The organism is Acidovorax soli, assembly GCF_014207955.1.
Classification (GTDB): Bacteria; Pseudomonadota; Gammaproteobacteria; order Burkholderiales; family Burkholderiaceae_C; genus Acidovorax; species Acidovorax soli_A.
The window spans coordinates 1-22608 of the sequence record NZ_JACHLK010000008.1; the positions used below are offsets into that span (position 1 = coordinate 1).

General features: G+C 67.3%; 23 protein-coding genes. 15 read left to right on the forward strand and 8 right to left on the reverse strand.

The window, feature by feature from the left end:
• Nucleotides 1–216 precede the first annotated feature (216 nt).
• The 4 genes from HNP48_RS19320 to HNP48_RS19335 all read right to left on the reverse strand — a co-directional run bounded on the left by HNP48_RS19320 (nucleotide 217) and on the right by HNP48_RS19335 (nucleotide 3094).
• Nucleotides 217–984 (reverse strand): class II glutamine amidotransferase, encoded by a 768-nt coding sequence (locus HNP48_RS19320; protein WP_184860029.1) that lies wholly within the window; start codon nucleotides 982–984, stop codon nucleotides 217–219.
• A 20-nt stretch (nucleotides 985–1004) separates the two neighbouring features.
• Nucleotides 1005–2495: a DHA2 family efflux MFS transporter permease subunit gene (locus tag HNP48_RS19325; protein WP_184860031.1), complete on the reverse strand. Its 1491-nt coding sequence runs from the start codon at nucleotides 2493–2495 to the stop codon at nucleotides 1005–1007.
• Nucleotides 2496–2615: 120 nt separating this feature from the next.
• Entirely contained in the window at nucleotides 2616–2804 is a 189-nt protein-coding gene (locus HNP48_RS19330; protein WP_007850839.1) for a 4-oxalocrotonate tautomerase, read from the reverse strand.
• Nucleotides 2805–2845: 41 nt separating this feature from the next.
• Complete coding sequence (locus HNP48_RS19335) at nucleotides 2846–3094, reverse strand: cysteine-rich CWC family protein (protein WP_184860033.1); 249 nt, start codon at nucleotides 3092–3094, stop codon at nucleotides 2846–2848.
• 150 nt (nucleotides 3095–3244) lie between these two features.
• Between HNP48_RS19335 and HNP48_RS19340 the strand changes: the two genes are divergently transcribed.
• The 5 genes from HNP48_RS19340 to HNP48_RS19360 all read left to right on the forward strand — a co-directional run bounded on the left by HNP48_RS19340 (nucleotide 3245) and on the right by HNP48_RS19360 (nucleotide 7468).
• On the forward strand, nucleotides 3245–4015 hold the full coding sequence (locus HNP48_RS19340; RefSeq protein WP_184860035.1) for a GntR family transcriptional regulator: 771 nt from the start codon (nucleotides 3245–3247) through the stop codon (nucleotides 4013–4015).
• Nucleotides 4016–4261: 246 nt separating this feature from the next.
• Nucleotides 4262–4846: a malonic semialdehyde reductase gene (locus HNP48_RS19345; protein ID WP_184860037.1), complete on the forward strand. Its 585-nt coding sequence runs from the start codon at nucleotides 4262–4264 to the stop codon at nucleotides 4844–4846.
• A gap of 104 nt (nucleotides 4847–4950) precedes the next feature.
• Nucleotides 4951–5907 (forward strand): tripartite tricarboxylate transporter substrate binding protein, encoded by a 957-nt coding sequence (locus HNP48_RS19350; RefSeq protein WP_184860039.1) that lies wholly within the window; start codon nucleotides 4951–4953, stop codon nucleotides 5905–5907.
• Nucleotides 5908–5950: 43 nt separating this feature from the next.
• Nucleotides 5951–6877 (forward strand): fumarylacetoacetate hydrolase family protein, encoded by a 927-nt coding sequence (locus HNP48_RS19355; protein ID WP_184860041.1) that lies wholly within the window; start codon nucleotides 5951–5953, stop codon nucleotides 6875–6877.
• 39 nt (nucleotides 6878–6916) lie between these two features.
• Nucleotides 6917–7468 carry a VOC family protein gene (locus HNP48_RS19360; RefSeq protein WP_184860043.1) on the forward strand — a complete coding sequence of 184 codons (552 nt, stop codon included), beginning with the start codon at nucleotides 6917–6919 and terminating at the stop codon, nucleotides 7466–7468.
• Nucleotides 7469–7532: 64 nt separating this feature from the next.
• Here HNP48_RS19360 and HNP48_RS19365 read toward each other — a convergent pair whose 3' ends face one another.
• Together HNP48_RS19365 and HNP48_RS19370 are read right to left on the reverse strand one after the other, a co-directional pair.
• Nucleotides 7533–8462, reverse strand: a complete 930-nt coding sequence (locus HNP48_RS19365; RefSeq protein ID WP_311773839.1) for a 2-hydroxyacid dehydrogenase — start codon at nucleotides 8460–8462, stop codon at nucleotides 7533–7535.
• Nucleotides 8463–8474: 12 nt separating this feature from the next.
• Nucleotides 8475–8888 (reverse strand): VOC family protein, encoded by a 414-nt coding sequence (locus HNP48_RS19370; RefSeq protein ID WP_184860047.1) that lies wholly within the window; start codon nucleotides 8886–8888, stop codon nucleotides 8475–8477.
• A gap of 92 nt (nucleotides 8889–8980) precedes the next feature.
• Here HNP48_RS19370 and HNP48_RS19375 point away from each other — a divergent pair, with 92 nt between their 5' ends.
• The 3 genes from HNP48_RS19375 to HNP48_RS19385 are packed head-to-tail and all read left to right on the forward strand — an operon-like array spanning nucleotide 8981 to nucleotide 11273.
• Nucleotides 8981–9910, forward strand: coding sequence for an alpha/beta hydrolase (locus HNP48_RS19375; protein ID WP_184860049.1), 930 nt, complete (start codon nucleotides 8981–8983; stop codon nucleotides 9908–9910).
• A 41-nt stretch (nucleotides 9911–9951) separates the two neighbouring features.
• Nucleotides 9952–10860 (forward strand): dihydrodipicolinate synthase family protein, encoded by a 909-nt coding sequence (locus tag HNP48_RS19380; protein ID WP_184860051.1) that lies wholly within the window; start codon nucleotides 9952–9954, stop codon nucleotides 10858–10860.
• Entirely contained in the window at nucleotides 10857–11273 is a 417-nt protein-coding gene (locus HNP48_RS19385) for a RidA family protein (protein WP_311773840.1), read from the forward strand. Before HNP48_RS19380 ends, HNP48_RS19385 begins: the two co-directional genes overlap by 4 nt.
• Nucleotides 11274–11420: 147 nt before the next feature.
• Here the strand turns inward: HNP48_RS19385 and HNP48_RS19390 are convergent, their stop codons facing one another.
• Complete coding sequence (locus HNP48_RS19390) at nucleotides 11421–11891, reverse strand: Lrp/AsnC family transcriptional regulator (RefSeq protein WP_184860052.1); 471 nt, start codon at nucleotides 11889–11891, stop codon at nucleotides 11421–11423.
• A 105-nt stretch (nucleotides 11892–11996) separates the two neighbouring features.
• Between HNP48_RS19390 and kynU the strand changes: the two genes are divergently transcribed.
• The 5 genes from kynU (at nucleotide 11997) to HNP48_RS19415 (ending at nucleotide 18530) form a co-directional block, all read left to right on the forward strand.
• On the forward strand, nucleotides 11997–13286 hold the full coding sequence (kynU, locus tag HNP48_RS19395; protein ID WP_260420298.1) for a kynureninase: 1290 nt from the start codon (nucleotides 11997–11999) through the stop codon (nucleotides 13284–13286).
• A 47-nt stretch (nucleotides 13287–13333) separates the two neighbouring features.
• Nucleotides 13334–14389, forward strand: a complete 1056-nt coding sequence (locus HNP48_RS19400; RefSeq protein ID WP_184860054.1) for a porin — start codon at nucleotides 13334–13336, stop codon at nucleotides 14387–14389.
• Between the two features lie 14 nt (nucleotides 14390–14403).
• Nucleotides 14404–16068: an LVIVD repeat-containing protein gene (locus tag HNP48_RS19405; protein WP_184860056.1), complete on the forward strand. Its 1665-nt coding sequence runs from the start codon at nucleotides 14404–14406 to the stop codon at nucleotides 16066–16068.
• A 26-nt stretch (nucleotides 16069–16094) separates the two neighbouring features.
• The gene (locus HNP48_RS19410) at nucleotides 16095–17231 is read left to right on the forward strand and encodes a branched-chain amino acid ABC transporter substrate-binding protein (protein WP_184860058.1); all 1137 of its coding nucleotides are present in this window, start codon (nucleotides 16095–16097) and stop codon (nucleotides 17229–17231) included.
• Nucleotides 17232–17414: 183 nt separating this feature from the next.
• On the forward strand, nucleotides 17415–18530 hold the full coding sequence (locus HNP48_RS19415) for a porin (RefSeq protein WP_184860060.1): 1116 nt from the start codon (nucleotides 17415–17417) through the stop codon (nucleotides 18528–18530).
• A gap of 59 nt (nucleotides 18531–18589) precedes the next feature.
• Here HNP48_RS19415 and HNP48_RS19420 read toward each other — a convergent pair whose 3' ends face one another.
• On the reverse strand, nucleotides 18590–20806 hold the full coding sequence (locus HNP48_RS19420; RefSeq protein ID WP_184860062.1) for a malate synthase G: 2217 nt from the start codon (nucleotides 20804–20806) through the stop codon (nucleotides 18590–18592).
• Between the two features lie 171 nt (nucleotides 20807–20977).
• On the opposite strand from HNP48_RS19420, the gene HNP48_RS19425 reads away from it, so the two are divergent.
• Nucleotides 20978–21910, forward strand: coding sequence for a LysR family transcriptional regulator (locus HNP48_RS19425; protein ID WP_184860064.1), 933 nt, complete (start codon nucleotides 20978–20980; stop codon nucleotides 21908–21910).
• 53 nt (nucleotides 21911–21963) lie between these two features.
• Nucleotides 21964–22608 carry a response regulator transcription factor gene (locus HNP48_RS19430; protein WP_184860066.1) on the forward strand — a complete coding sequence of 215 codons (645 nt, stop codon included), beginning with the start codon at nucleotides 21964–21966 and terminating at the stop codon, nucleotides 22606–22608.

Consider the following 22608-nt stretch of genomic DNA (forward strand, 5'->3'; position numbering starts at 1 on the left):
ACAGGACAGTGAAACGACTTTGCGCCGATGATAGTGCGGGTTCCCGTGTGAAAGTAGGTCATCGTCAGGCTCTTACAGCCCTCAAAACCCCTCAGTTCCTAGCGGACTGAGGGGTTTTGTCTTTTGGGTCCGCGAAAAGCACGTCGGTCTTGTTCAATACCGTAAAAAAGGGGGCCGCAGCCCCCTTGTGATCTCCGGATCCTGATCGCCCTCGCGTCAGCAGCCCTGCCGCTGCCCATCCACAAAGACCAGCAATTCGCCCTTGCTGAACGCTGTCCACTCCTCGTTCACCGTGAGCGGGGCTGTCACGACGATGGCCACGCGGTCCGTGGCGGTGGTCTGGGTGGCGAAATCGATGCGTACGTCCTCGTCGGACAGCTGTGCCTCACTGAACGGGTGCTTGCGCTCGATGTAGTAGAGGTTCGTGGATGCATGGGCCCACAGCGCCTGCCCATTGGAGAGCAGGAAGTTGAAAGTGCCATGCGGCGCAATGCGCGCGGCCAGTTCCTTCAGGGTGATGGTCAGTTCTGCAATGCTGGGCACGCTGGCATGGGACTTGGCCAGCTCCTGCATGATCCAGCAGAACGCATGCTCGCTGTCCGTGTCACCCACCGGATGGAAATGCGAATGCAGGCGCGGCCGGAAGTCCTTGAGGTCGCCGTTGTGCGCGAAGACCCAGTAGCGGCCCCAGAGTTCGCGTACAAAAGGGTGGCAGTTCTGCAGGCTCACCAGGCCCTGGGTGGCCTTGCGGATATGGGCGATGACATTGCGGCTCTTGATCGGGTAGCGGCGGATCAACTCGGCGACCGGCGAATCCACGGCCGGCAGGTGGTCCACGAAATGCCGCAGGCCCCGGTCCTCGAAGAAGGCGATGCCCCAGCCGTCCGCATGGTCGCCGGTGTTGCCCCCACGCTGCGCAAACCCCGTGAAGCTGAAGGTCACGTCCGTGGGGGTGTTGCAGTTCATTCCAAGCAATTGGCACATGCCTGCAAGGATACCGGAGCTTAGCGCGGCGGGGCGGACTCCGATGGCGTTGGGGCAGGTGCCTGGCGCAGCTGCCAGGCCGCGACCATGGCCAGCGCGCACAGGGCGGTCAACATCAGAAAGGTCTCGCCGAAGGCCGCGATGCGCGCCGGGTTGCTGGCACCCGCGGCCAGCGACGCGCCATGCGCTCCCATGCGCCACTCCAGCACGATGCCGCACAGGCTCACCCCGGCCGCTCCGCCCAGCATGCGCAGGAAGCCGATGGTGCTCGAACCTTGCGAGATCAGCGACTTGTCCAGCGGCCGCATGGCGCCCAGATTCAGCGAAGGCAGGATGAAACCCAGCCCGATGCGCCCGAGGATGGCGAACACCACCAGCATCCACAGCGGAGACCCCAGGCCCACCACGACCATGAGTCCGAAGGACAGCGCCAGCAGCGCCAGGCCGATGCTCACCAGCAGGTGTGTGGGCTGCCGGTCCGCCAGGCGGCCCACTATGGCAATGGTGATGGCCAGTACAAAGCCCGCAGGCAGCATGATGGTGCCCACGTGTGAGGCCGACAGCTGCAGCCCGAGCTGCATGAACACCGGCAGCAGGTAGGTCGAGCCAAACAGCGCCGTGCCGTAGATGAAGGCCACGACGCTGCCCATGGCGAATTGGCGGTACTGGAACAGGCGCAGGTCCATGAGCGGCTTGCGCCCCTGCTGGAGTTGCCGGCGCTGCCAGCCGATGAACAGGCCCGTGGCCACGACCGCGCCGGCGAGCAGCAGAATGGCCTCGTGCAGGGTGCCGCCATGCAGCGCCACCAGGCCGTTGAGCAGGCACAACGTGCCGGCCGTGCCCAGTGCCAGGCCGCGCCAGTCCAGGGCTTCGCCGTTGCGGTTGGCGGCCACGCCGCCCGGTGCGGTCACGGGCACGAACTTGTAGGCCAGCCAGATCGATGCCAGGCACAGCGGCACCACCATGAAGAAGATCGAGCGCCAGCCGAACCAATCGACCAGCAGCCCGCCAATGCTGGGGCCGATGGCCGGCGCCAGCACCACGCCCATGCCGAAGATGCCGCTGGCGCGGCCCTGCTCATGGGGCTGGAACGCATAGAGGATGATGACCGCAGGGATGGGCTGCACCACCCCAGCGGCCAGCCCCTCGGCAACACGGGCCAGCAGCACCAGGCCGAAGTCGCGCGCCAGCCCGCCGCCGATGCCGCCGACCAGCAGCAGCAGCATGGCGCCGACATAGGTCGCACGGTAGCCATAGCGCGACAGCAGCCAGGGCGTGGTGAGCATGGATACGGTGGTCGCCACCATGAAGCCGGAGGTCACCCACTGGGCCCGCTCCTGGCCCAGCGTGAAGTAGTGGCTCATGTCCGGAATCGCCACGTTCACGATGGTCGAGGACATGATGGATGCCATGGTGCCGACCATGACCGAGAGCAGCAGCAGCCAGCGGTAGCGCTCGCCATGGCGCTCGCGCAGCGCGGCAAGGGAGCCGGAAGAAGACGGGGTTGTCATGGCTCAGGATGCAGGGCGTTGTGCAGTCGATTGCGAAGGATCGCAGCATCCTCGTTGGGAGCTGCCGATCCAGGCGAGGGCCGCCAGGTGAGGGCAGCCCCGCAATGCCTCAGGGAGAGGTCAGGTCCGTTCGGACCACAGCTTGCCGCCCGTGGCCCAGTTCTCGCGCTTGATGTCGGTGATCAGGATGTCCACCGATTCGGGCGAGCCGCCCAGCACCTCCACGGACACGCGCGTGATCTCTTCGACCAGCTTGCGCTTTTGTTCGACCGTGCGGCCTTCCATCATTTCGACGTGGTACGTGGGCATGGTGTGCTTTCTTCAGGAAAAAGGGTTGTGCAAACCGCAAATCATATCGGCTGAGGGGCCGGAGGCCCGGCCGCTGCCGCACTGCCGGTGGGCTCGCGCGCACACACCGGGCAGATGCAAGTGAGGCCCCGCTGCCCGGCAGGCAGGCGTGCCAGTGCCGTGGGCGATACCGGGGTGTGCATGCACCAGCAGTCTTCTATGGGGCGGCCGGCCGTGACTGCGCACTGGTTGGGCTGGCCGCACAGGGGGCACTGGGACGGGCCGGTGGGCGCGAGGGCGTCGTGGGACATGGCCTGCACAGTGTAGGCGCTGCCCGTGCCTGGCGGGGCATCTGCCCACGACCCTTACCCTTTGACTTGGGGCAGATGCCCGGTTCAGCCCGCGCCGCGCTGGTGTGCAGCTGGCTAGAATGGAACGCACTTGCAAGGGTAAAAAATACAATGTCCACCATTGCTGCCAAAGTCCAGTCCCAGATTTCCGAGCTGATCATCAGCGGCCAGTTCAAGCCCGGCACCCGCCTCGACGAGCGCGTGCTGGCCGAGCGTTTCAACGTGTCGCGCACCCCCGTGCGCGAGGCCTTGCGCCAATTGGCGGCGCGCGGGCTCACCCAGCTCTTGCCCATGCGCGGCGTGGTCGTCATGGAAATCAGCGTCAAGGAGCTGGCGGAGATCCTGCATGCCGACTGCGAGCTGGAGGCCATGTGCGCGCGCCTGGCTGCCGAGTCCATGACCACCATGGAAAAAGCCGAACTGCGCTACATCCATGAGCGCTCCAACGAGTACGTGGCAGCGGGTGACCTCGACAAGTACCTCGAGGCCAATCGCGAGCTGCATCGCCTGATCCTCGAAGGCGCGCACAACGCGGTGATCAGCAGCATGGTGGGCGAGATCCGCGATCGCCTGAGCCCTTACCGCCAATACCACCCGGCCGAGACGGACCGCCTGGTGACATCGCACGATGCCCACAAGGAGATCGTCGACGCCATTGCCGAGGGCCATGGCGAGAAGGCCTACCTGGCCATGCGCGCACACAACGCGCACCTGGGCAATGCCGCGCTGCGGGCGCTGCGCCAGGCGAAGGAAGCCGAAGGCGCCGTGGAGCAAGCCCCTCCTGCGCCACCGGCGGGCAAGCGTGGCCGGCCGAAAGCCGCGCCCGCGGTGAAAGCCATCGCCCCCGCCCGTGCACGCCGGGCAAAAAAGTCCGAAGGATAAAGTACCCACAGATCGTTTGGTATACCAAACGATGAAATTCACCTAGAATCGCAGCAGCTTCTCCGAAAGGTGCTGTGCCGGCCTGCACGCGTTGCGTCCCTGTGTCGCGGGCCGGGCTGCCAGGCCATGGGCCGCTGGCATGCCCTGCGCCATCCTTCTGCGGCTTGCGCGCGCGCTGTTCGGCCGTGGCGGGGCCGGCACCCGACGGAGTCGCTCGCACGGTTCAACTTCGGCAAGGATGTGGTGATGCTCGACAAGGCTGGCATGGATGCGCTTTTTCATGGCGCACGTTCGCACAACGGATTTCTGGACAGACCGGTGCCCGAGGCACTGCTGCGGGATCTGTATGACCTGGTGAAGTGGGGGCCGACCAGCGCCAACTGCTCACCCCAGCGCATCCTTTTCCTGGCCACCCCCGAAGCCAAGGCGCGCCTGCTGCCCGCACTCAGCCCGGGCAATGTGGCCAAGACGACCTCGGCGCCCGTGACCTGCATCCTGGCCTATGACCGGCGCTTCCACGAGCATGCCGAGGCCTTGTTCCCGCACAACCCTGGCCTGTACAGCAGCTTCGCCCGTGACGAGCGCCACGCCGAGACCACGGCGTTTCGCAACGCCACCCTGCAGGCCGGTTACTTCATTCTGGCCGCCCGGGCGCTCGGGCTCGATTGCGGCCCCATGTCCGGCTTCGACGAAGCACTGGTCAACCAGACCTTCTTCCCGGACGGCCGCTGCCGCGTGAATTTTTTGTGCAACCTGGGGCAGGGCGATTCCGCCAGGCTTTTCGGTCGGCTGCCGCGGCTGGCGTTCGAGCAGGCCTGCTCGGTGCTGTAGGCCGGGACACCTCCTGCATTGCCCGCAGTGAGGGATAGCACTCGTTGAAGTTGTGTATTTTATTGTGTATTCTTGGTATACCAAATAAAAACGAAAGGATGACAATGTACCGAGCACTCGCAGGAATCGCCCTGGCCTTGTGTGCCGCCACCGGCTTCGCACAGACCTGGTCGGCCAAGCCCATCACCATCATCGTGCCCTTCGGCGCGGGGGGAAACACCGACACCATCGCGCGCCTTACGGCCAGCCACCTCACCAAGGCGCTGGGCACGTCCGTGGTGGTGGACAACCGGCCCGGGGCCTCGGGTCTCATCGCCGCCAAGCAGGTGCTCGGGGCCCCGGCCGACGGCTACACGCTGTTCATGGCCACGGCCACGCAGATGGTCACGGCGCCCTTCGTGAACCCGAACTTCAACTACGACCCCGCCAAGGACTTCGCTCCGGTGGTGAACATCGGTGCCAACGCCTTCGTGATCGCCACCAAGTCCGCGCTGCCGGTGAAGAACCTGGGGGAACTGGTGGCCCTGGCCAAACAGCAACCCGGCAAGCTCAGCTATGGCAGCGGAGGCACGGCGGCCCTCACCCACCTGTCGGCCTACATCTTCACCAAACGGGCCGAGATCGACATGGTGCATGTCCCCTACCGGGGCGGGGCGCCGGCCATGACGGACCTGCTGGGCGGCGTGATCGACATGTACTCGGCCAGCCCGTCCGAAGTGATCTCGCAGGCGAACGGGGGAAAGATCCGCTTGCTTGCCATCTCCAGCGCCACACGCTCCAAGGAACTGCCGAATGTGCCGACCATCGCCGAGACCTTTCCCGGCCATGAAGTCACTACCTGGAATGGCCTCGTGGCCCGCGCCGGCACGCCGCCGGAGGTGCTCGACCGCATCGCCACCGAGGTCCTGCGCATGAAGGACGACCCCGTGGCCGTGCAAAAGCTCGAAGAAGCGGGCGTGGTGCCGCTGTTCACCCCCCGCGCCGCATTCGGTGCACAGATCCAGCGCGAGCTGCTGATGTGGGGCAAGGTGCTCAAGAACTCCGGGATCCGCGCCGAATGAGGCCGCGGTCCCCAGCTGCATGAATTCAAGGAAGGAAACTGCAATGAACTGGTTTGGAATTGCCACCTACATGGCGGGAGGCTCGTCGCCGCGCATGGGCCTGGTGGTCGACAATGTGATCTACGATGCGCAAGCCGCCGTGCAGGCGGTCACGCCCGCCGCACCGGCCGTGCCCGTGGACCTCTGGGGGCTGCTGGCGCAGTGGGATGCATCCGCCGCCACGCTCCAGGCCCTGGAATCGGCTGCGCTGGCCATCCGCCTGGGGCGCGTCCAGCTGCCGCGGCAAGAGGGGGCGCTGGCCGTTCCCTATGCGCCCGCCCGCATCTTCGCGACGGCCTCCAACTACTACGAGCATGCCGCGGAGATGGGCACCCAACTGGCCGCGCGCAGCGAGAGTTCGCCCTATATCTTCATGAAGGCCGAGACCAGCGTGACGCCCACGAAGAGTGCCGTCGTCATGCCCGCGAGCACGATGAAGCTCGATTGGGAGGTGGAGCTGGCGGTGGTCATCGGCCGCGGTGGCCGGCACATTGCGCAGGAGGATGCCTACGCGCACATCGCCGGCTACACGGTGATCAACGACATCAGCGCCCGCGACCTCACGCGCCGCACGGACTACCCCTTCTCGCACGACTGGTTCCGCGGCAAGAGCTTCGACACCTTCGCGCCGCTGGGTCCCTGGTTCGTGCCCCGCGATTGCGTGGGGGACCCGATGGACCTGCGCATGCAACTCACGGTCAACGGCGAGAGCATGCAGGATGCGAGCACCCAGGGCATGATCTTCAACATTGCCGAACAGATCGCCTACCTGTCGAGCATCCTTACGCTCAAGCCGGGCGACCTGATCGCCACGGGAACGCCCACGGGCGTGGGCATGGGGCGTGGCCTGTTCCTCAAGCCGGGCGACGTGATGGTGGCCTCGATCGCGCAGATCGGCTCCATCGAGAACCATGTCACGGCAGCGCCCTGAACAGCGCGCGCCACAGATTCACACGCAACGGAGTTCGCCATGGAAAAGCTCAAACCCCGCCGCCTCGGGCACATCGTGCTCATGGTGCGCGATATCCAGAAGTCGGCCAGGTTCTATACCGAGGTGCTGGGCCTCGAAGTCTCGGACTGGATTGGCGAGAACATGGTCTTTCTGCGCGCCGGGACGGACCACCATGACCTCGCGCTCGCGCAGCTGCCCGCCGACTCGCCGGACTTGAACGACCTGCCGCGCTACTCGCGGCCGGGTCTGGAACATTTCTCCTACCTCATCGACAGCCTGGAGGAAATGGAGCGCTCGGTGCGGGTGCTGCAGGCGCACGGTGTGGAAATCGTGCGCGGCATCGGCCGCCACGGGCCGGGCAACAACCTCTTCCTGGTGTTCAAGGACCCCGATGGCAACAACGTCGAGGTCTACTGCGACATGACGCAGATCCCGCAGGATGGCCGGCACCAGGCCGAGGTCTGGGAGCGCAACCTGGAGAGTTTTGACCAGTACCGGCTCGAACGCTTCGTCGTGCCCCCACCACCGCATCTGGTGGCTTCAAAGACCGGGGGGGACAAGGCCTCCTGAGCGGTCACAGAGAGAGGAAAAAGGCGGTGCTCCCGAGGGGTACCGCCTTTGGCTTTACAGGTCCTCAGCAGGGGGCGATGGCCGTCGCCGGCACGCGCCCAGCAAAGCAGTCCGCCAGGCTGGCCAGCAGCACCGTGGTCTGTGCCGCCTGGGAGGCCGGCGAGCGGCCTGCCATGTGCGGCGTGAGCAGCACATTGTCGAGCGCACGCAGCGCCGCAGGCACTTCGGGCTCGTACTCGAACACATCCAGGCCCGCACCGGCAATGCCGCCGGTGCGCAGGGCCTGCACCAGGGCATCGGTATCGACCACCGAGCCCCGGGCCACGTTCACGAAGAAACCCTCGGGACCGAGGGCCGCCAACACCGGCCCGTCCACGATGTGGTGGGTGGATGCGCCGCCTGGGCAGGCGGCCACCAGGTAGTCGCTCGCGCTGGCGAGCGCGAGAAGACTGGGCTCGTGCTGGTAGGGCAGGCCGTTGCCCGGGCTGCGTGTGCAGTAGCACACCTGCATGCCGAAGCCGACGGCGCGCCGGGCAATGGCCTGCCCGATGCGGCCCATGCCGATGATGCCGAGCGTGGCGCCATGGAGCGTCGGGCGCGCTGCCCTGAGGCCATGCCAGCCACACGCGCGCACGGCTGAGGTGAGAGCGCCGTAGCCCCGGCTGAGCGCGAGCAGAAAACCCAGCGCATGGTCGGCCACTGTCTCGTCGTTGGCGCCTGGGGCGTTGGCCACCGTGACGCCGCGCCGTGCCGCGGCGGCAAGGTCCACCGCCTCATGGCCGGCACCGAAGGCGCAGACGATGCGCAGCGTCGGCATCCGCTCCATCTGCGCAGCGGACAGGCCCGTGGTGCCGTTCGTCACCACTGCAGCGATGTCTTCCCAGGGCACGGGTGGGGTGGCCGTCGCGTCATGCACGGTGTAGAGGTTGGCCAGGGCTGCCCGCGTGACCGCAGGCAGCGGGATCAGCGCCAGGATGTGGGGACGCTGCTGCACGCTGCGCTCCATTCAGCCCGCGGTGGCCGGCGCCACCTCTTTGACCGCCCCCTTCCAGCCGGACTCGGTGATGTCGAAAACGATGCCGTCGGGCGTGCGGTACTTCACCTCGTAGAACACGTTGGGGTCGGTCTCCTTGCGGCCTGTGAGGTAGGTGCCGCCTGCGGCGACCACGCGCTTTTCGGCCTCCTCCAGGTTGTCCACCCACATGCCGAAGTGGATCACGCCGCGCACGTCCTTGAGCTTCTCGTAGCCGGGAACCGCCTCGTCCTTGAAGTTCAGCAAGGCCACGTTCATCACGCCGTCGGTCATGTACCAGCCGCGCATGGCGCGGCCCGCGCGGGTCATGCCGAAGGCCTGCTCGAAGAACTGGGCTGCGGCCTCGGGGTCGCTGACCGACAGGGCGATGTGCCTGAGCTTTTCCATGTGATTTCTCCTGTTGTGTATGTCGACATGGAAAGTATAGTGAATTAAATTTCATTTGGTATACCAAAGCATCGATGTGTATAATTTTTGGCATGAACAACGCATCGCAGCCCTTCGGATCGCTCAGTGCCCAGGACCAGGCCGTGCTCGATGGCATCGGGCCGCGCTGGTCCGAGGACATCAACGGACACCGCGACCTGGTGGTGCGCACCTATACGCCCCTGGTGCTGCAGGCCGACAACCGTGGCATCGAGGTGGCCCGCGACCTGCCCTATGGCGCTGCACCACGCCAGGTGCTCGATGTGTACAGCCGCAGCGCCTGGGCGGGGGAGGCGCGCGATGTGCTGGTCTTCTTCCATGGCGGGGCCTTCATCCGCGGCAGCAAGAGTGCCAATGGCGCCATCTACGACAACGTGGCCTATTGGTTTGCGCGCCAGGGCTGCGTGGCGGTGAATGTGGAGTACCGGCTGGCGCCACACACCGCGTACCCGGGCGGCGCCACCGACGTGGTGGCCGCCGCCCGCTGGGTGCGCACGCACATCGCGCGCTTTGGTGGAGATGCGGGGCGCATCTTCCTCATGGGCCATTCGGCCGGTGGATCGCATGTGGCCAGTGCACTGTTCGACCCGGCGCTGGCCGAGCGCCTCACACCGGCCGAGATCGCCGGGGCCCTGCTCGTCAGCGCACGGCTGCGTGCGGACGTGCTGCCAGACAACCCCAATGCCGATGGGGTGCGCGCCTACTTCGGCGAGGACACCACGCTGTACGAACAGCGCTCGCCCGCCAGCCACGCGGGCCAGAGCAATGTGCCCCTGTTCATTGCCGTGGCGCAGTACGAGAACACCCACCTCGACCGCTATGGCCGGGAGTTCCACGCCCGCGCCCTGGCCAGCGGGCGCACGGCACCCACGCGCTTTGCCGTTCTGCCGCGGCACAACCACACGTCCATCGTCGCCCACTTCAACAGCGGCGAAGAGACCCTGGGCCCGCAACTGCTCGACTTCATGCACGCAGCGCGCTGACACGCCCCGACCCCTTCTCCACTCCCCTGCGCACCCATACCATGCAAAGCACCCGCCCCCTCAAGGTCCTCGCTCCGGCCCTCACGCCTTTCCATGCCGACCTGTCCGTCAACCGGCCGGCGTTCATCGCGTTTTGCCGCTGGCTGGTGGCGCAGGGTGCCGGGCTGGCCGTGTTCGGCACCAACAGCGAGGCCAATTCGCTCAGCCTGCCCGAAAAAATCGAACTGCTCGAAGCGTTGGTGGATGCCGGCATCCCGGCCAGTGCCATGGTGCCCGGCACGGGCCTGTGTTCGGTGCCCGAGACCGTCGCCTTGACCCGCCGCGCCGTCGAGCTGGGCTGTGCCGGCGCGCTGGTGTTGCCGCCCTTTTATTTCAAGCCTGCAACCGATGACGGGTTGTTTGCCCACTATGCGCAGGTGATCGAAGCCGTGGGCTCCGAGCGCCTGAAGCTCTACCTGTACCACATCCCCCAGTTCACGGGCGTGCCCATCAGCTGCACGCTGATCGAGCGCCTCCTCAAGGCCTACCCCGGCACCGTGGCCGGTATCAAGGACAGTTCGGGCGACTGGGCCAACACCGAGCGCATGCTGCGCGAGTTCCCGGGGTTCGAGGTCTTCCCCGCATCGGAGGCGCTGCTCGAAAAGGCCTTGCCGCTGGGGGCGGCAGGCTGCATCTCGGCCACCGCCAACGTGCAGCCAGGCGCCATTGCGCAGGCACTGCAGGCCTGGGGGACGCCGGGGTTCGAGGCCCTGCAGGCGCAGCTCAAGGGGGTGCGCAGCCTGTTCCAGGCCCACCCCATGATCCCCGCGCTCAAGCATGTGGTGGCCCGGGCGTTCGGCGATGAAGGCTGGCGCCATGTGCGCCCGCCCTTCGTGCCGGCCGATGCGGCCTGGGCCGAAGGCCTGTGCGCGCAGCTCACCCAGGCCGGCTTCCGCATGGAGCGCCCGTGACGGCGGCTGCCGCCCTGCCGCGCCCGCTGGGTGCCTACGCGCGCTGGCGGCGGACCGGTGATCTGGTGTTCATCGCCGGCGTCAGTGCACGCCTGCCCAGCGGCGAGATCGACGGTGTCCTGCGCGAGGGCGACGGAGTGCGCCACGACGTGGCCGCACAGACCCGCCGCGTGCTGCAGACCATCGATGCGCTCGTGCAGGAGGCGGGCGGGGCGGGCCTCGCCGACTGCGTGGACATGCAGGCCTTCCTGGTGCGCGCCGAGGACTTTGCCACCTTCAATGCCGCCTACGGCGCCTTCTTTCCCGGCGAAGCCCCCACGCGCACCACCGTGGTCGTGCGCGCCCTGCCGCACCCCGACATGGTGGTCGAAATCAAGGCCGTGGCCTGCGTTCCAGTAGCCAGTAGCCAGTAGCCGCCCACGGTGTAAGCAACTGGCGCGCCCCAAGCCAGTGCCCCCGCGCAAGGGCCGCCCCGCCGCACCGGGGGCGTCCCCCTCCCGACTCGCGCAGCGAGTCGAGAGAGGGGTGAAGGCGCGCAGCGCCTCAGGGGGTGCTTCACATCACGCCGGCACCGGCATCCCCTGCAAAGCCTTCACCTCCTGCAGCGAAAAGCTCGTGCGTACATGCTTGACACCGGGCAGGCGCCGCAGCTTGTGCTGCATCAGCGCCGAGTAGGCATCGAGGTCCTGCGCGACGACCACCAGCACGAAGTCCTCGGGGCCCGAGACACCGTGGCACATCACCACCTCGGGAATATCGCGCACCGTGGCCTCGAAGGCCAGCGACAGCGCCTCGTCCTGGCTGTCGATGGTGATGGTGGCAAAGGCCATCACGCCCCAGCCCAGGGCGCGCCGGTCCAGCCGGGCGCTGTAGCCGCTGATCAGCCCCGTGTCTTCCAGCCGCTTCACGCGCCGCCAGCAGGGCGACTGGGAGAGGTGGGCACGTTCGGCCAGCTCGGAGGAGGTGAGCCGCGCATCGCCCTGCAGGGCGTTGAGCAGCAGTCGGTCGGTGGCGTCGAGGGCAATGGGCATGGCGTTTCCTGAAAGTGCGGATGGCGGGAATGTCTAGACCTGCTCCCCCTGAAACGGGGGCGAAATTGCAAAGAAATTTCGGCAGTCACGGCATAGACTACTTCCATGAATACAAAAATACATTCTGGTATTCCAGATGAAGCCGCCGACATCCGGGGTGCGACTCCCATCACATGGGAGGACTGCCTGGCACGTGACGCCACCGACCCCCTGGCATCCGTGCGGCAACGATTTCAACTGCCCGAGGGCGTCATCTACCTGGATGGCAACTCCCTGGGGGCGATGCCGCGCGCCGTGCCGGCGCGCATGCACCGGGCCATCGAGCAGGAGTGGGCCACTGGGCTGATCCGCTCCTGGAACGACGCCGACTGGTACCCCGCGCCCCAGCGCGTGGGCGCGCGCATTGCCCGGCTCGTGGGGGCCGAGGACAACGAGGTCATCGTGGCCGATTCCACCTCGGTCAACCTGTTCAAGCTGCTCGTGGCGGCGCTGCGCATGCGGCCCGGGCGCAGTCTGATGCTGGGCGAGCGCGGCAACTTCCCCACGGACGCCTACGTGGCCCAGGGGGTGGCTGAGATCACCGGCACGCAGTTCCGTGCCGTGGAGCCCGACGAGGTGCTGGCCGCACTCAACGAAGACGTGGCCGTACTCGCGCTCACGCATGTCAACTACAAGAGCGGCCAGGCCTATGACATGGCCGCCGTGACGCGTCGCGCGCACGAGGTGGGGGCGCTCGTGATCTGGGACCTGGCCCACACCGCAGGCGCCATGCCCTGCGCGCTCAACGACTGCGAGGTCGATTTCGCCGTGGGCTGCGGCTACAAGTACCTCAATGGCGGGCCCGGGGCGCCGTCGTTCGCCTTCGTGGCCCGGCGCCACCAGGAGGGGCTGCGCCAACCGCTCACGGGCTGGCACGGCCATGCACGGCCTTTCGCATTCACCCACGGCTACGAACCCGCACCGGGCATCGACCGCATGCTCGTGGGCACGGCGCCGCAGCTCGGCCTGATTGCGCTGGAGGCCGCGCTCACGGCCTTCGACGGCGTGGACCTGCAGGCCCTGCGTGCCAAGAGCGTGGCGTTGACCGGGCTGTTCATCGCGCTGGTGGACCAGGAACTGGGCGCCCACGGCTTCGGCCTGGCCACGCCGCGCGATCCCGCGCTGCGCGGCAGCCAGGTCTCGCTGACGCACCCCGAGGGCTACGCCATCGTGCAGGCGCTGATCGCACGGGGTGTGATCGGTGATTTCCGCGCACCCGACATCCTGCGCTTCGGCTTTGCCGCGCTGTACCTGGGCCATTGCGACGTGTGGAACGCTGTCGCCGCGCTCAAGAGCGTCATGGCCGAAGGCGACTGGCGCAAGCCCGAGTTCATGGCCCGCAAGGCCGTCACCTGATTCCCGTCCTGCAGACCATTACCACCATAAAAGAGGAGACAAAGAACGTGAATCGAAAGAACACCACCATCGCACGCTGCGTGCCCGCCGCCATCGCGGCCTGGGCCCTCGCGCCGACGCTTGCGCTCGCGCAGGTGACGCTGTCCGGCTTCGTCGATCTGAATCTCGAGATCGCCAAGTCCGGCGGCGGCACCCAGCGCAGCCTGGTGTCGGGGGGGCTGAACACCTCGCGCCTGCAGTTCAAGTCGGTCGAGGACCTGGGCGGCGGGCTCAAGGCCACCGCCGTGCACGAGCTGACCTTCCGCGCGGACTCCGGCCAGGCCGGATCGCCGCGCCACACCTATGTCGCCCTGGGCAGCAAGGAATGGGGCGAGCTCAGCGCGGGCCGGCGCGACCTGCCCTCGGCCGAGATGTACGGCTACATCGACCCGACCTTCTCGGGCGACTACAGCCCCATCAGCAACACCCTGCTGTACTTCGCGCCCTGGCGCGAAAGCAACGGGATCTTCTACACCTCACCGCGCGTGGCCAACCTGCAGGCGCGCATCGGCACCACCTTCGGCCGCGAGGATGGCAGCAAGGACGCCAAGGCCACGAGCATCGCCGTCGACTACTGGAACAAGGACCTGTACCTGATGGCCGCCTTTGACCGGCAGTACCGCCGCGACCTGGACAGCCCCGAGCGCATGCGCCACTCCAGTGACCACTACCTGGGCGGGGTGTACTCCATGGGTCCGCTGGACCTGACCTTCCTTTACCACCGTTACAACGGCTACTACGCCTACCCGCCCTATGTCGGCTTTGCCTCCAAGGGCAACGACGTGCAGCTGGGCCTGCGCTACGAATTCAATGCGCTGCAGCGCGTGTTCGCCAGCGTGGTGCGCAAGAACGACCGGCCCAACGCCGCGCTGTCGGATGCCACGAGCTGGGTGGCCGGCTACCTGCACGGCCTGTCCAAGCGCACCGACCTGTACACCATCGTGGGTGCGGTGCACCACGCACGCGACTCGGAGCTGCGCTTTCCGGTGAGTTTCAACCACGCCACCCCCCTGTCCAACGAAAACCCGCGCGGCGTGCAGATCGGCATGCGCCACAAGTTCTGAAGGAGCGAACGAACATGAAGCCCACCACCACCCTCCTGGCCTGCCTGCTGAGCGCCGGCCTGGTCGCACCCGCACTGGCCCAGACCATCGTGCCGCCGCCCGAAGGCACGGCACGGCTACCCGTCAAGGAAGAGCGCGAAGAAGCCAAGGGCACGCCCGGCGAACCGGCGCGGCCGGCCGCGGGCAGCTACGGCCTGGACGCCAGCGGCGCCTTCCGGCACCCGGCCGAGGCCCCGGGCATCGGCGGCACCCACCCCTTCAAGGGCAGCCTCGACTACCTGGACCAGAACAGCTACCTGCACAACACCAAGGTCGAGGCGCGCTACCCCGACATGCTGGGCAGCCCCTACCACTCGTGGCAGACCACGGTGGACATGGAGGGCCGGCGCTACATGGTGATCCACGAGAAGTCGTTCTACAAGGTGTTCGACATCACCGACCCGCGCGCGGCGAAGAAGGTGGCCGAAAAGAAATGGGCCTGGGGCAGCAACGAGCATCCCTTCGGTCCGCTCACCATCCAGTTCAACGAGAAACTGGGCAAGCATGTCGCCGTGCAGTGCTATGAGGTCACGCGCTTCGGCATCCTGGAGAACAAGTACAAGCCCGAGCAGAAGGCCAAGATCGACACCATCCGCCAGCAGCCCATCCTGCGCGGCTTCCGCGTGTTCGAAGTGGGCAGCCCCGACCCCGCGCAATGGAAGAAGCTCTCCGAGCTGCCGCTGGACAGCAAGGCCGTGGCCGACCAGTTCCCGCAGCAGGGCTCCGGCTGCGGCGACGTGCCGGTGTATTGGGGCGGCAAGTACCTGTTCGTCTCGGGTGCGCCCGACGACAGCTTTGCCAACCAGGAATACGCCAACTTCCTCTACAACCCCGCGCAGATGGCCTTCGACCTGAGCGACCCGCGCAAGCCGCAGCGGCTGTCGACCTGGTGGGTGCCGGGGGCGCGCACGGGGGAAGAGGCCGAGTACCGCAAGAACCCGCGCGTGGGCAAGAAGACCGCGTGGATGGGCGCGCGCATGCCGCTGTTCATCCCGCGCGATCCCGAAAAGGGGGGCAAGTACGGCTACGCGGCCATGGGCGGCATGGGCTTTCACGTGATCGACGTGTCCAACCCCGGTGCGATGAAGCGCGTGGGCCACCTGGACATGCCGGTCAGCCAGGCGGGCACCGAAGGCGACAACATCGACGTGAGCCAGGTGGAGAAGACCGGCGTCGTCTACTTCAGCGGCTACCCGCTCAACGAGGACTGCTACGAGCCCTACAAGGACATCTATGCGATCGACGTGAAGGACCCGGCCAAGCCGCGCATCCTGGCGACCTTGCCGCGCCCCACGCCTCCCCAGGGCGCGCCCTTCACCGACTACTGCCAGCGCCGCGGCAGCTTCGGGCCCAAGCGCAGCGGGTATTGGCACCAGCCGGGAACGCCGAGCGGCAAGTACCTGGTCTACGCCTTCTACAACGCGGGTGCGCAGATCTTCGACGTGAGCAACCCGGCAGAGCCGAAGATCGCGGGCTACTTCGTGCCCCCGACCGTCGACCCCAAGGTCAACCAGCACTTCGGTGACCAGACGCATGGCGTGTTCATCGAATGGGACCGCAACCTGATTTGGGTCTTCACCAACCACGGCGCCTATGCCGTGTCCTCGCCGCTGCTCGGGGCTCCCAAGTCCGGCCTGTGACTCTGCCAGAAGAAAAAGGAATACTCATGCCATACAGCCAATATTGGATCGGCGCCACGCTCGCACTGCTGGGCGTGGGCGCCAGTGCGCAAGACGTCGTGCGCATTGGCCACGTGGGCCCCACCAGCGGCCCCATCGCCCACCTGGGCAAGGACAACGAGCTGGGCGCGCGCATGGCCATCGATGAACTCAACGCCAAGGGCGTGGTCATCGGCGGCAAGAAGGTCAAGCTCGAATTGCAGGGCGAGGACGACGCAGGCGACCCGCGCCAGGGCACGGCGGCCGCACAGAAGCTCGTCGATGCCAAGGTGCATGCCGTGGTCGGCCACCTCAACTCGGGCACGACCATTCCGGCGTCCAAGATCTACAGCGATGCGGGCATCGCGCAGGTCTCGCCCTCGGCCACCAACCCCAAGTACACGCGCCAGGGGTACAAGACCACCTTCCGTGTGGTGGCCGACGACGTGCACCTGGGCGGCACCCTGGGCAAGTACGCGGTGAACGTGCTCAAGGGCAAGAGCATTGCCGTGATCGACGACCGCACGGCCTATGGCCAGGGCGTGGCCGCCGAGTTCGAGAAGGGCGCCAAGAGCGCGGGCGGCGCCATCGTGGGCCACGAGTTCACCACCGACAAGGCGGCGGACTTCATGGCCATCCTCACCAGCCTCAAGGCGAAGAAGCCCGATGTGATCTTCTTCGGCGGCATGGATTCGGTGGCCGGCCCCATGCTGCGGCAGATGAAGCAGCTGGGCATCCAGGCCCGCTTCGTCGGGGGCGACGGCGTTTGCACGGCCGAGCTGCCCAAGCTCGCCGCGGGCGACATGGCCGACGGCCAGGTGGTCTGCGCCGAAGCCGGCGGCGTGGAGGGCGCGCAGAAGAAGGGCATGGACGACTTCCGCGCGCGCTTCAAGGCCACCACCCGCAACGAGGTGCAGGTCTACGCCCCGTACTCGTACGACGCGGTCGGCGTGATCGTGGCTGCCATGGTCAAGGCTGGCTCCTACGAGCCTGCCAAGTACCTGCCGGTGCTGGCGCAGACCAAGGGCTACCAGGGCGTGACGGGCAGCATCAGCTTCGACGCCAAGGGCGACCTGCAGGGCGGCGCGCTGACCCTGTACACCTACAAGGCCGGCCAGCGCGAGGCCATCGGCGTGGTGCGCTGACTCGCCGCGGCCCGCGAGCGTCCAAGGTTGGCCTCCATGTCCTGCGGCATGGAGGCTTTTTTTTGCCTGGAGGGGCGCAAGGGAAAGAGGGTGGATCCTCCATTGCTCGCAATTGATGTTTTTGGTATACCTAAACATGTTTGGGTATCCATTGAAAAGAAATCACCAACCACGAGGACCTCTATGAACTCTTCCATGCATCGCGCACTGGCCCTGGCGGGCTGTGCGGCCCTGCCGCTTGCCGCGCTGGCCCAGCCGGCGGACGCCAACCGGGTCAGCCTCTATGGCTTTCTCAAGGTCGACGTGGAGCAGGTGCGCGCATCGGGCACCGCGGGTGCTGCGGCCCTGCGCGCCAACCGGCTGTCCAACAACCTGTCGGTGCTGGGCTTTCGGGCCCGGGAGGACCTGGGCGGCGGCATGGCCGCCTGGGCCCAGTTCGAGGGCAATGTCCGCGTGGACACCGGCGACGGGCCGTTCAGCGGGCGCAACACGGCGGTGGGGCTCTCCACCCCGGCCGGCGAACTGGTGCTGGGGCAATGGGAGGCACCGCTGCGCTTTGCCTCGGTGTATGCCATCGACCCCTTTACGGCCGGCATATTCGCCTCCAACTCCATCATGGGCAACGGTTTCGCGACGGCGGCCAATGGCCAGTCCCCGGCCTCGTTCGACCGGCGCCAGCCCAACCTGCTGCAGTACTGGTCGCCGGCCCTGGGGGCCTGGTCGCTGCGGCTGGCCTATGCCCTGCCGGAGGAAAAGACCGACCAGTCCTCCCCCGACATGTTCAGCGGCCTGCTCAGCTACCGGGATGGCCCGCTCTATGCGGCCTGGGGCTACGAGCTGCACCGCGCCTACTTCGGCGCGCACAGCCGCGACGATGCCCACCGCCTGGCCCTGGCCTACACCTTCGGGCGGACCCGGCTGCGCGGCAGCTGGGAGCAGTTGCGCTACGAGCCCGCGCCCGGCGAGTCCCTGCGGCGCAGCGCCTGGCAGGTGGCCGTGACGCACCAGCTCGACGACTGGCAGGAGCTGGCGCTGTCCTACGTGCAGGCCCAGGCGGCGCGGGGCCATGCCAGCAGCGCCGTGGGCGGCATCGGCGTCCCGGGCAGCGATTCGGGCGCGCGCCAGGTCTCGCTGGGCTACACCTACCGCCTGTCCAAGCGCACGGACCTGTGGGCGGCCTACACGCGCATCACCAATGGCGCGACGGCGGCCTACAACCTGTCGGCCAACGGCATCGCCGGCCTCAAGCCAGGGCAGGACCCTTCGGGCCTGGGCATCGGCATCACCCACCGCTTCTGAGCCGCAGCCCCAAAAAAAACGGCACCCGAAGGTGCCGTTGTCGTGGCGCTGGTTGGGGCTCAGGCGGCGGCAGCGGCCTTGAGCTTCAGGCGCCAGGCATGCAGCAGCGGCTCGGTGTAGCCGCTGGGTTGGGCCATGCCCTTGAAAACCAGGTCGCAAGCAGCCTGGTAGGCCATGCTGGTGCCGAAGTGGCCGGCCATGGGCTGGTACAGCGGGTCGCCGGCGTTCTGGCCGTCCACCACGGCGGCCATGCGCTCGAAGGTCTCCTTGACCTGGGCTTCGGTCACCACGCCATGGCGCAGCCAGTTAGCCATGTGCTGGCTGCTGATGCGCAGCGTGGCGCGGTCTTCCATCAGGCCCACGTTGTGGATGTCGGGCACCTTGGAGCAGCCCACGCCCTGGTCCACCCAGCGCACCACATAGCCCAGGATGCCCTGGGCGTTGTTGTCCAGCTCCTGCTGCTTCTCGGCGTCAGACCAGTGGGGCGTGGCCGTCACGGGCACGGTGAGCAGGCCGGTCAGCAGGTTGTCGCGCTCGGCGTTCACGTCGGTCTTTTCCAGGCCGATCTGGATCTCGGCCACATTGACCTGGTGGTAGTGCAGCGCGTGCAGCGTGGCGCCCGTGGGGCTGGGCACCCAGGCGGTATTGGCGCCGGCCTTGGGGTGGGCGATCTTCTGCTTGAGCATTTCGGCCATCAGGTCGGGCATGGCCCACATGCCCTTGCCGATCTGTGCCTTGCCGCGCAGTCCGCAGGACAGGCCCACCAGCACGTTGTTCTTCTCGTACGACTGGATCCAGGCGCTGGTCTTCATGTCGCCCTTGCGGATCATGGGGCCGGCCAGCATGGCGGTGTGCATCTCGTCGCCGGTGCGGTCCAGGAAGCCGGTGTTGATGAAGGCCACGCGGCTGGCGGCCGCGGCGATGCAGGCCTTGAGGTTCACGCTGGTGCGGCGCTCTTCGTCCATGATGCCCAGCTTCACGGTGTCGGCGGGCAGGCCCAGCAGCTGTTCGACGCGGCCGAACAGCTCGCTGGCAAAGCCCACTTCGGCGGGGCCGTGCATCTTGGGCTTGACGATGTAGACGCTGCCCTTGCGCGAGTTGCGGATGCCATTGGCACCGTGGCCTTGCAGGTCGTGCAGCGCGATGGTGGTGGTCACCACGGCATCCATGATGCCTTCGGGGATCTCGCGCTGCTTGCCCTGGGCATCGGTGTACAGGATGGCCGGGTTGGTCATCAGGTGGCCCACATTGCGCAGGAACATCAGCGAGCGGCCATGCAGGCGCACGCCACCGGCCTTGCCATCGGGGGCCGTGTACACGCGGTCGGCGTTCAGGCCGCGCGTGATGGTCTTGCCGCCCTTGGCGACCTGCTCGGTCAGCGTGGCCTGGATGATGCCCAGCCAGTTGCTGTAGCCCAGCACCTTGTCTTCGGCGTCCACGGCGGCGACGGAGTCTTCGAGGTCGAGGATGGTGGACAGGGCCGCTTCCAGCACCAGGTCGCTCACGCCGGCCGCATCGCTCTGGCCGATGGGCGTGCTGCGGTTGATCTGGATGTCGAGGTGCAGGCCGTTGTGCTGCAGCAGCACCGACGAAGGGGCTGCCGCATCGCCCTGGTAGCCCTTGAACTGCGAGGCGTCCTTGAGGCCCGTGCTGCCGCCGTTGGTCAGCGAGACCACGAGCTGGCCGCCTTCGACGCGGTAGCCGGTCGAATCCTTGTGCGAGCCGCTGGCCAGGGGTGCCGTGTCGTCCAGCACCTGGCGCGCGAAGGCGATCACCTTGGCCCCGCGCACCGGGTTGTAGCCCTTGCCCTTCTCGGCGCCGTCGGTCTCGGGAATGGCATCGGTGCCGTACAGCGCGTCGTACAGGCTGCCCCAGCGCGCGTTGGCGGCGTTCAGGGCGTAGCGCGCGTTCAGGATGGGCACCACCAGTTGCGGGCCGGCCTGGGTGGCCAGCTCGTCGTCCACATTGGCGGTGGTGGCCTGCACGTTGGCGGGCTGGGGCACCAGGTAGCCGATCTTTTCCAGGAAACCGCGGTAGGCCACCATGTCGGTGATGGGGCCGGGGTTGGCCTGGTGCCAGGTGTCCAGTTCGGTCTGCAGGCGGTCGCGCTCGGCCAGCAGGGCGATGTTGCGCGGTGCCAGGTCGGCGACGATGGCGTCAAAGCCCTTCCAGAAGGCGGCGCTGTCCACGCCGGTGCCGGGCAGCACCTTGTCTTCGACGAAGCGGAACAGGGAGGTGGCCACTTGCAGGCCGTGGATGGAAGTGCGGTCGGTCATGGGAGTGCCTCGGGCGGTTGGATGTGGACAAAAGCAGGGCCCACCATGGCAGGCCATGGGCACACTGTATTGCAAATGTTTGTCGATATAAATATGCTCAAAAGCTGGAAACCAATGACTTTTTCGCAAAAATGAGGGCCCCACCGCCCGCCTACCTTCTGGATCCACGCCATGGACAAGCTCAAGGCCTTTGAATCCTTTGTTTCGGTTGCCACGCGCGGCAGCCTGACCGCCGCCGCCAAGGCCGAAGGGGTGGCGCCGGCCATCATGGGCCGCCGGCTGGACGCGCTCGAAGAACACCTGGGCGTCAAGCTGCTGGTGCGCACCACCCGGCGCATCAGCCTCACGCACGAGGGAAGTGCCTTTCTGGAGGACTGCCAGCGCCTGCTGTCCGACGTGGCCAACGCCGAAGCCAGCGTGTCCGAAGGCGGCGTGAAGGCCACAGGGCACCTGCGCATCACGGCCCCCGCGGGTTTTGGCCGCCGCCATGTGGCGCCGCTGGTGCCGCGCTTTCGCGCCGAGCACCCGGACGTGACGATCTCGCTGAACCTCAGCGACCGCGTGGTCGATCTGGCGGGCGAGGGTTTCGACTGCGCGGTGCGCGTGGGCGACCTGCCCGACTCCTCCCTGGTCAGCGTGCGCATTGCCGACAACCGGCGCCTGTGCGTGGCCACGCCCGGCTACCTCAAGCACCACCCGGCGCCGCGCCACCCGGGCGAGCTGCCCTCGCACGACTGCCTCACCCTGTCGAGCGAGGCCTCGCAGACACGGGGCTGGGCCTTTCGCATGCCGCTCGAAGGCGGCGGCACCGAGGTCGTGCACCTCAAGCCCGGCGGTCCCCTCGACTGCTCCGACGGGCAGGTGCTGCACGACTGGTGCCTGGCCGGCTATGGCATTGCCTGGCGCAGCACCTGGGAGGTGGAGGCCGAGATCGCCGCCGGCCGCCTCGTCGAGGTGCTGGAGGACTTTGCCGCACCGCCCAATGGCATCTACGTGGTCTTCCCCCAGCGCAAGCACATGCCGCTGCGCGTGCGGCTGTGGATCGACTTCCTCAAGCACCACTACGCGCAGCCCGCGTTCTGGCGCGGCATGCCGGCCCCCTGACCAGGGTCTTGCGCCTGGATGCACGGTGCCGGCCGTGGCAGACTGTGCACTCCATGTCCGAGCCCACGCTCCTGGTCGCCGATGACCATCCCCTGTTCCGTACCGCCGTGCTGCATGTGCTGCGCGAGCGCCTGCCCCAGTTCCGCACGCTGGAGGCGGCCAGTGCGGCCACGCTGGGCACGGCGCTGCAGGAGCATCCCGAGGTGGAGCTCGTGCTGCTCGACCTGAGCATGCCCGGCGCCCGCGGCTTCTCGGCCCTGCTGCATGTGCGTGGCGAGTACCCGGAGCTGCCCGTGGTGATCATCTCGTCCAACGACCACCCGCGCGTGATCCGCCGGGCCCAGCAGTTCGGCGCGGTGGGCTTCATCCCCAAGTCCGCACCCGCCGAGGCCATGGGCGCGGCCATCGAGGCGGTGCTTGCCGGCGACAGCTGGTTCCCGCCCATGGCGGCCGAGCGTTCCGAGGCCGATGCCGAACTCGCCGCCCGCCTGGCCCAGCTCACGCCCCAGCAGTTCCGCGTGCTGCTGTACCTGGCCGATGGCCTGCTCAACAAGCAGATCGCCGCCGAGATGGGGCTGGCCGAGAACACCGTCAAGGTGCATGTCACCGCCGTCCTGCGCAAGCTCGCCTGCCACAGCCGCACCCAGGCTGCGGTGCTGGTCAAGGGCCTGGAGACGGAAGACGCCGCTTCCGCCTGA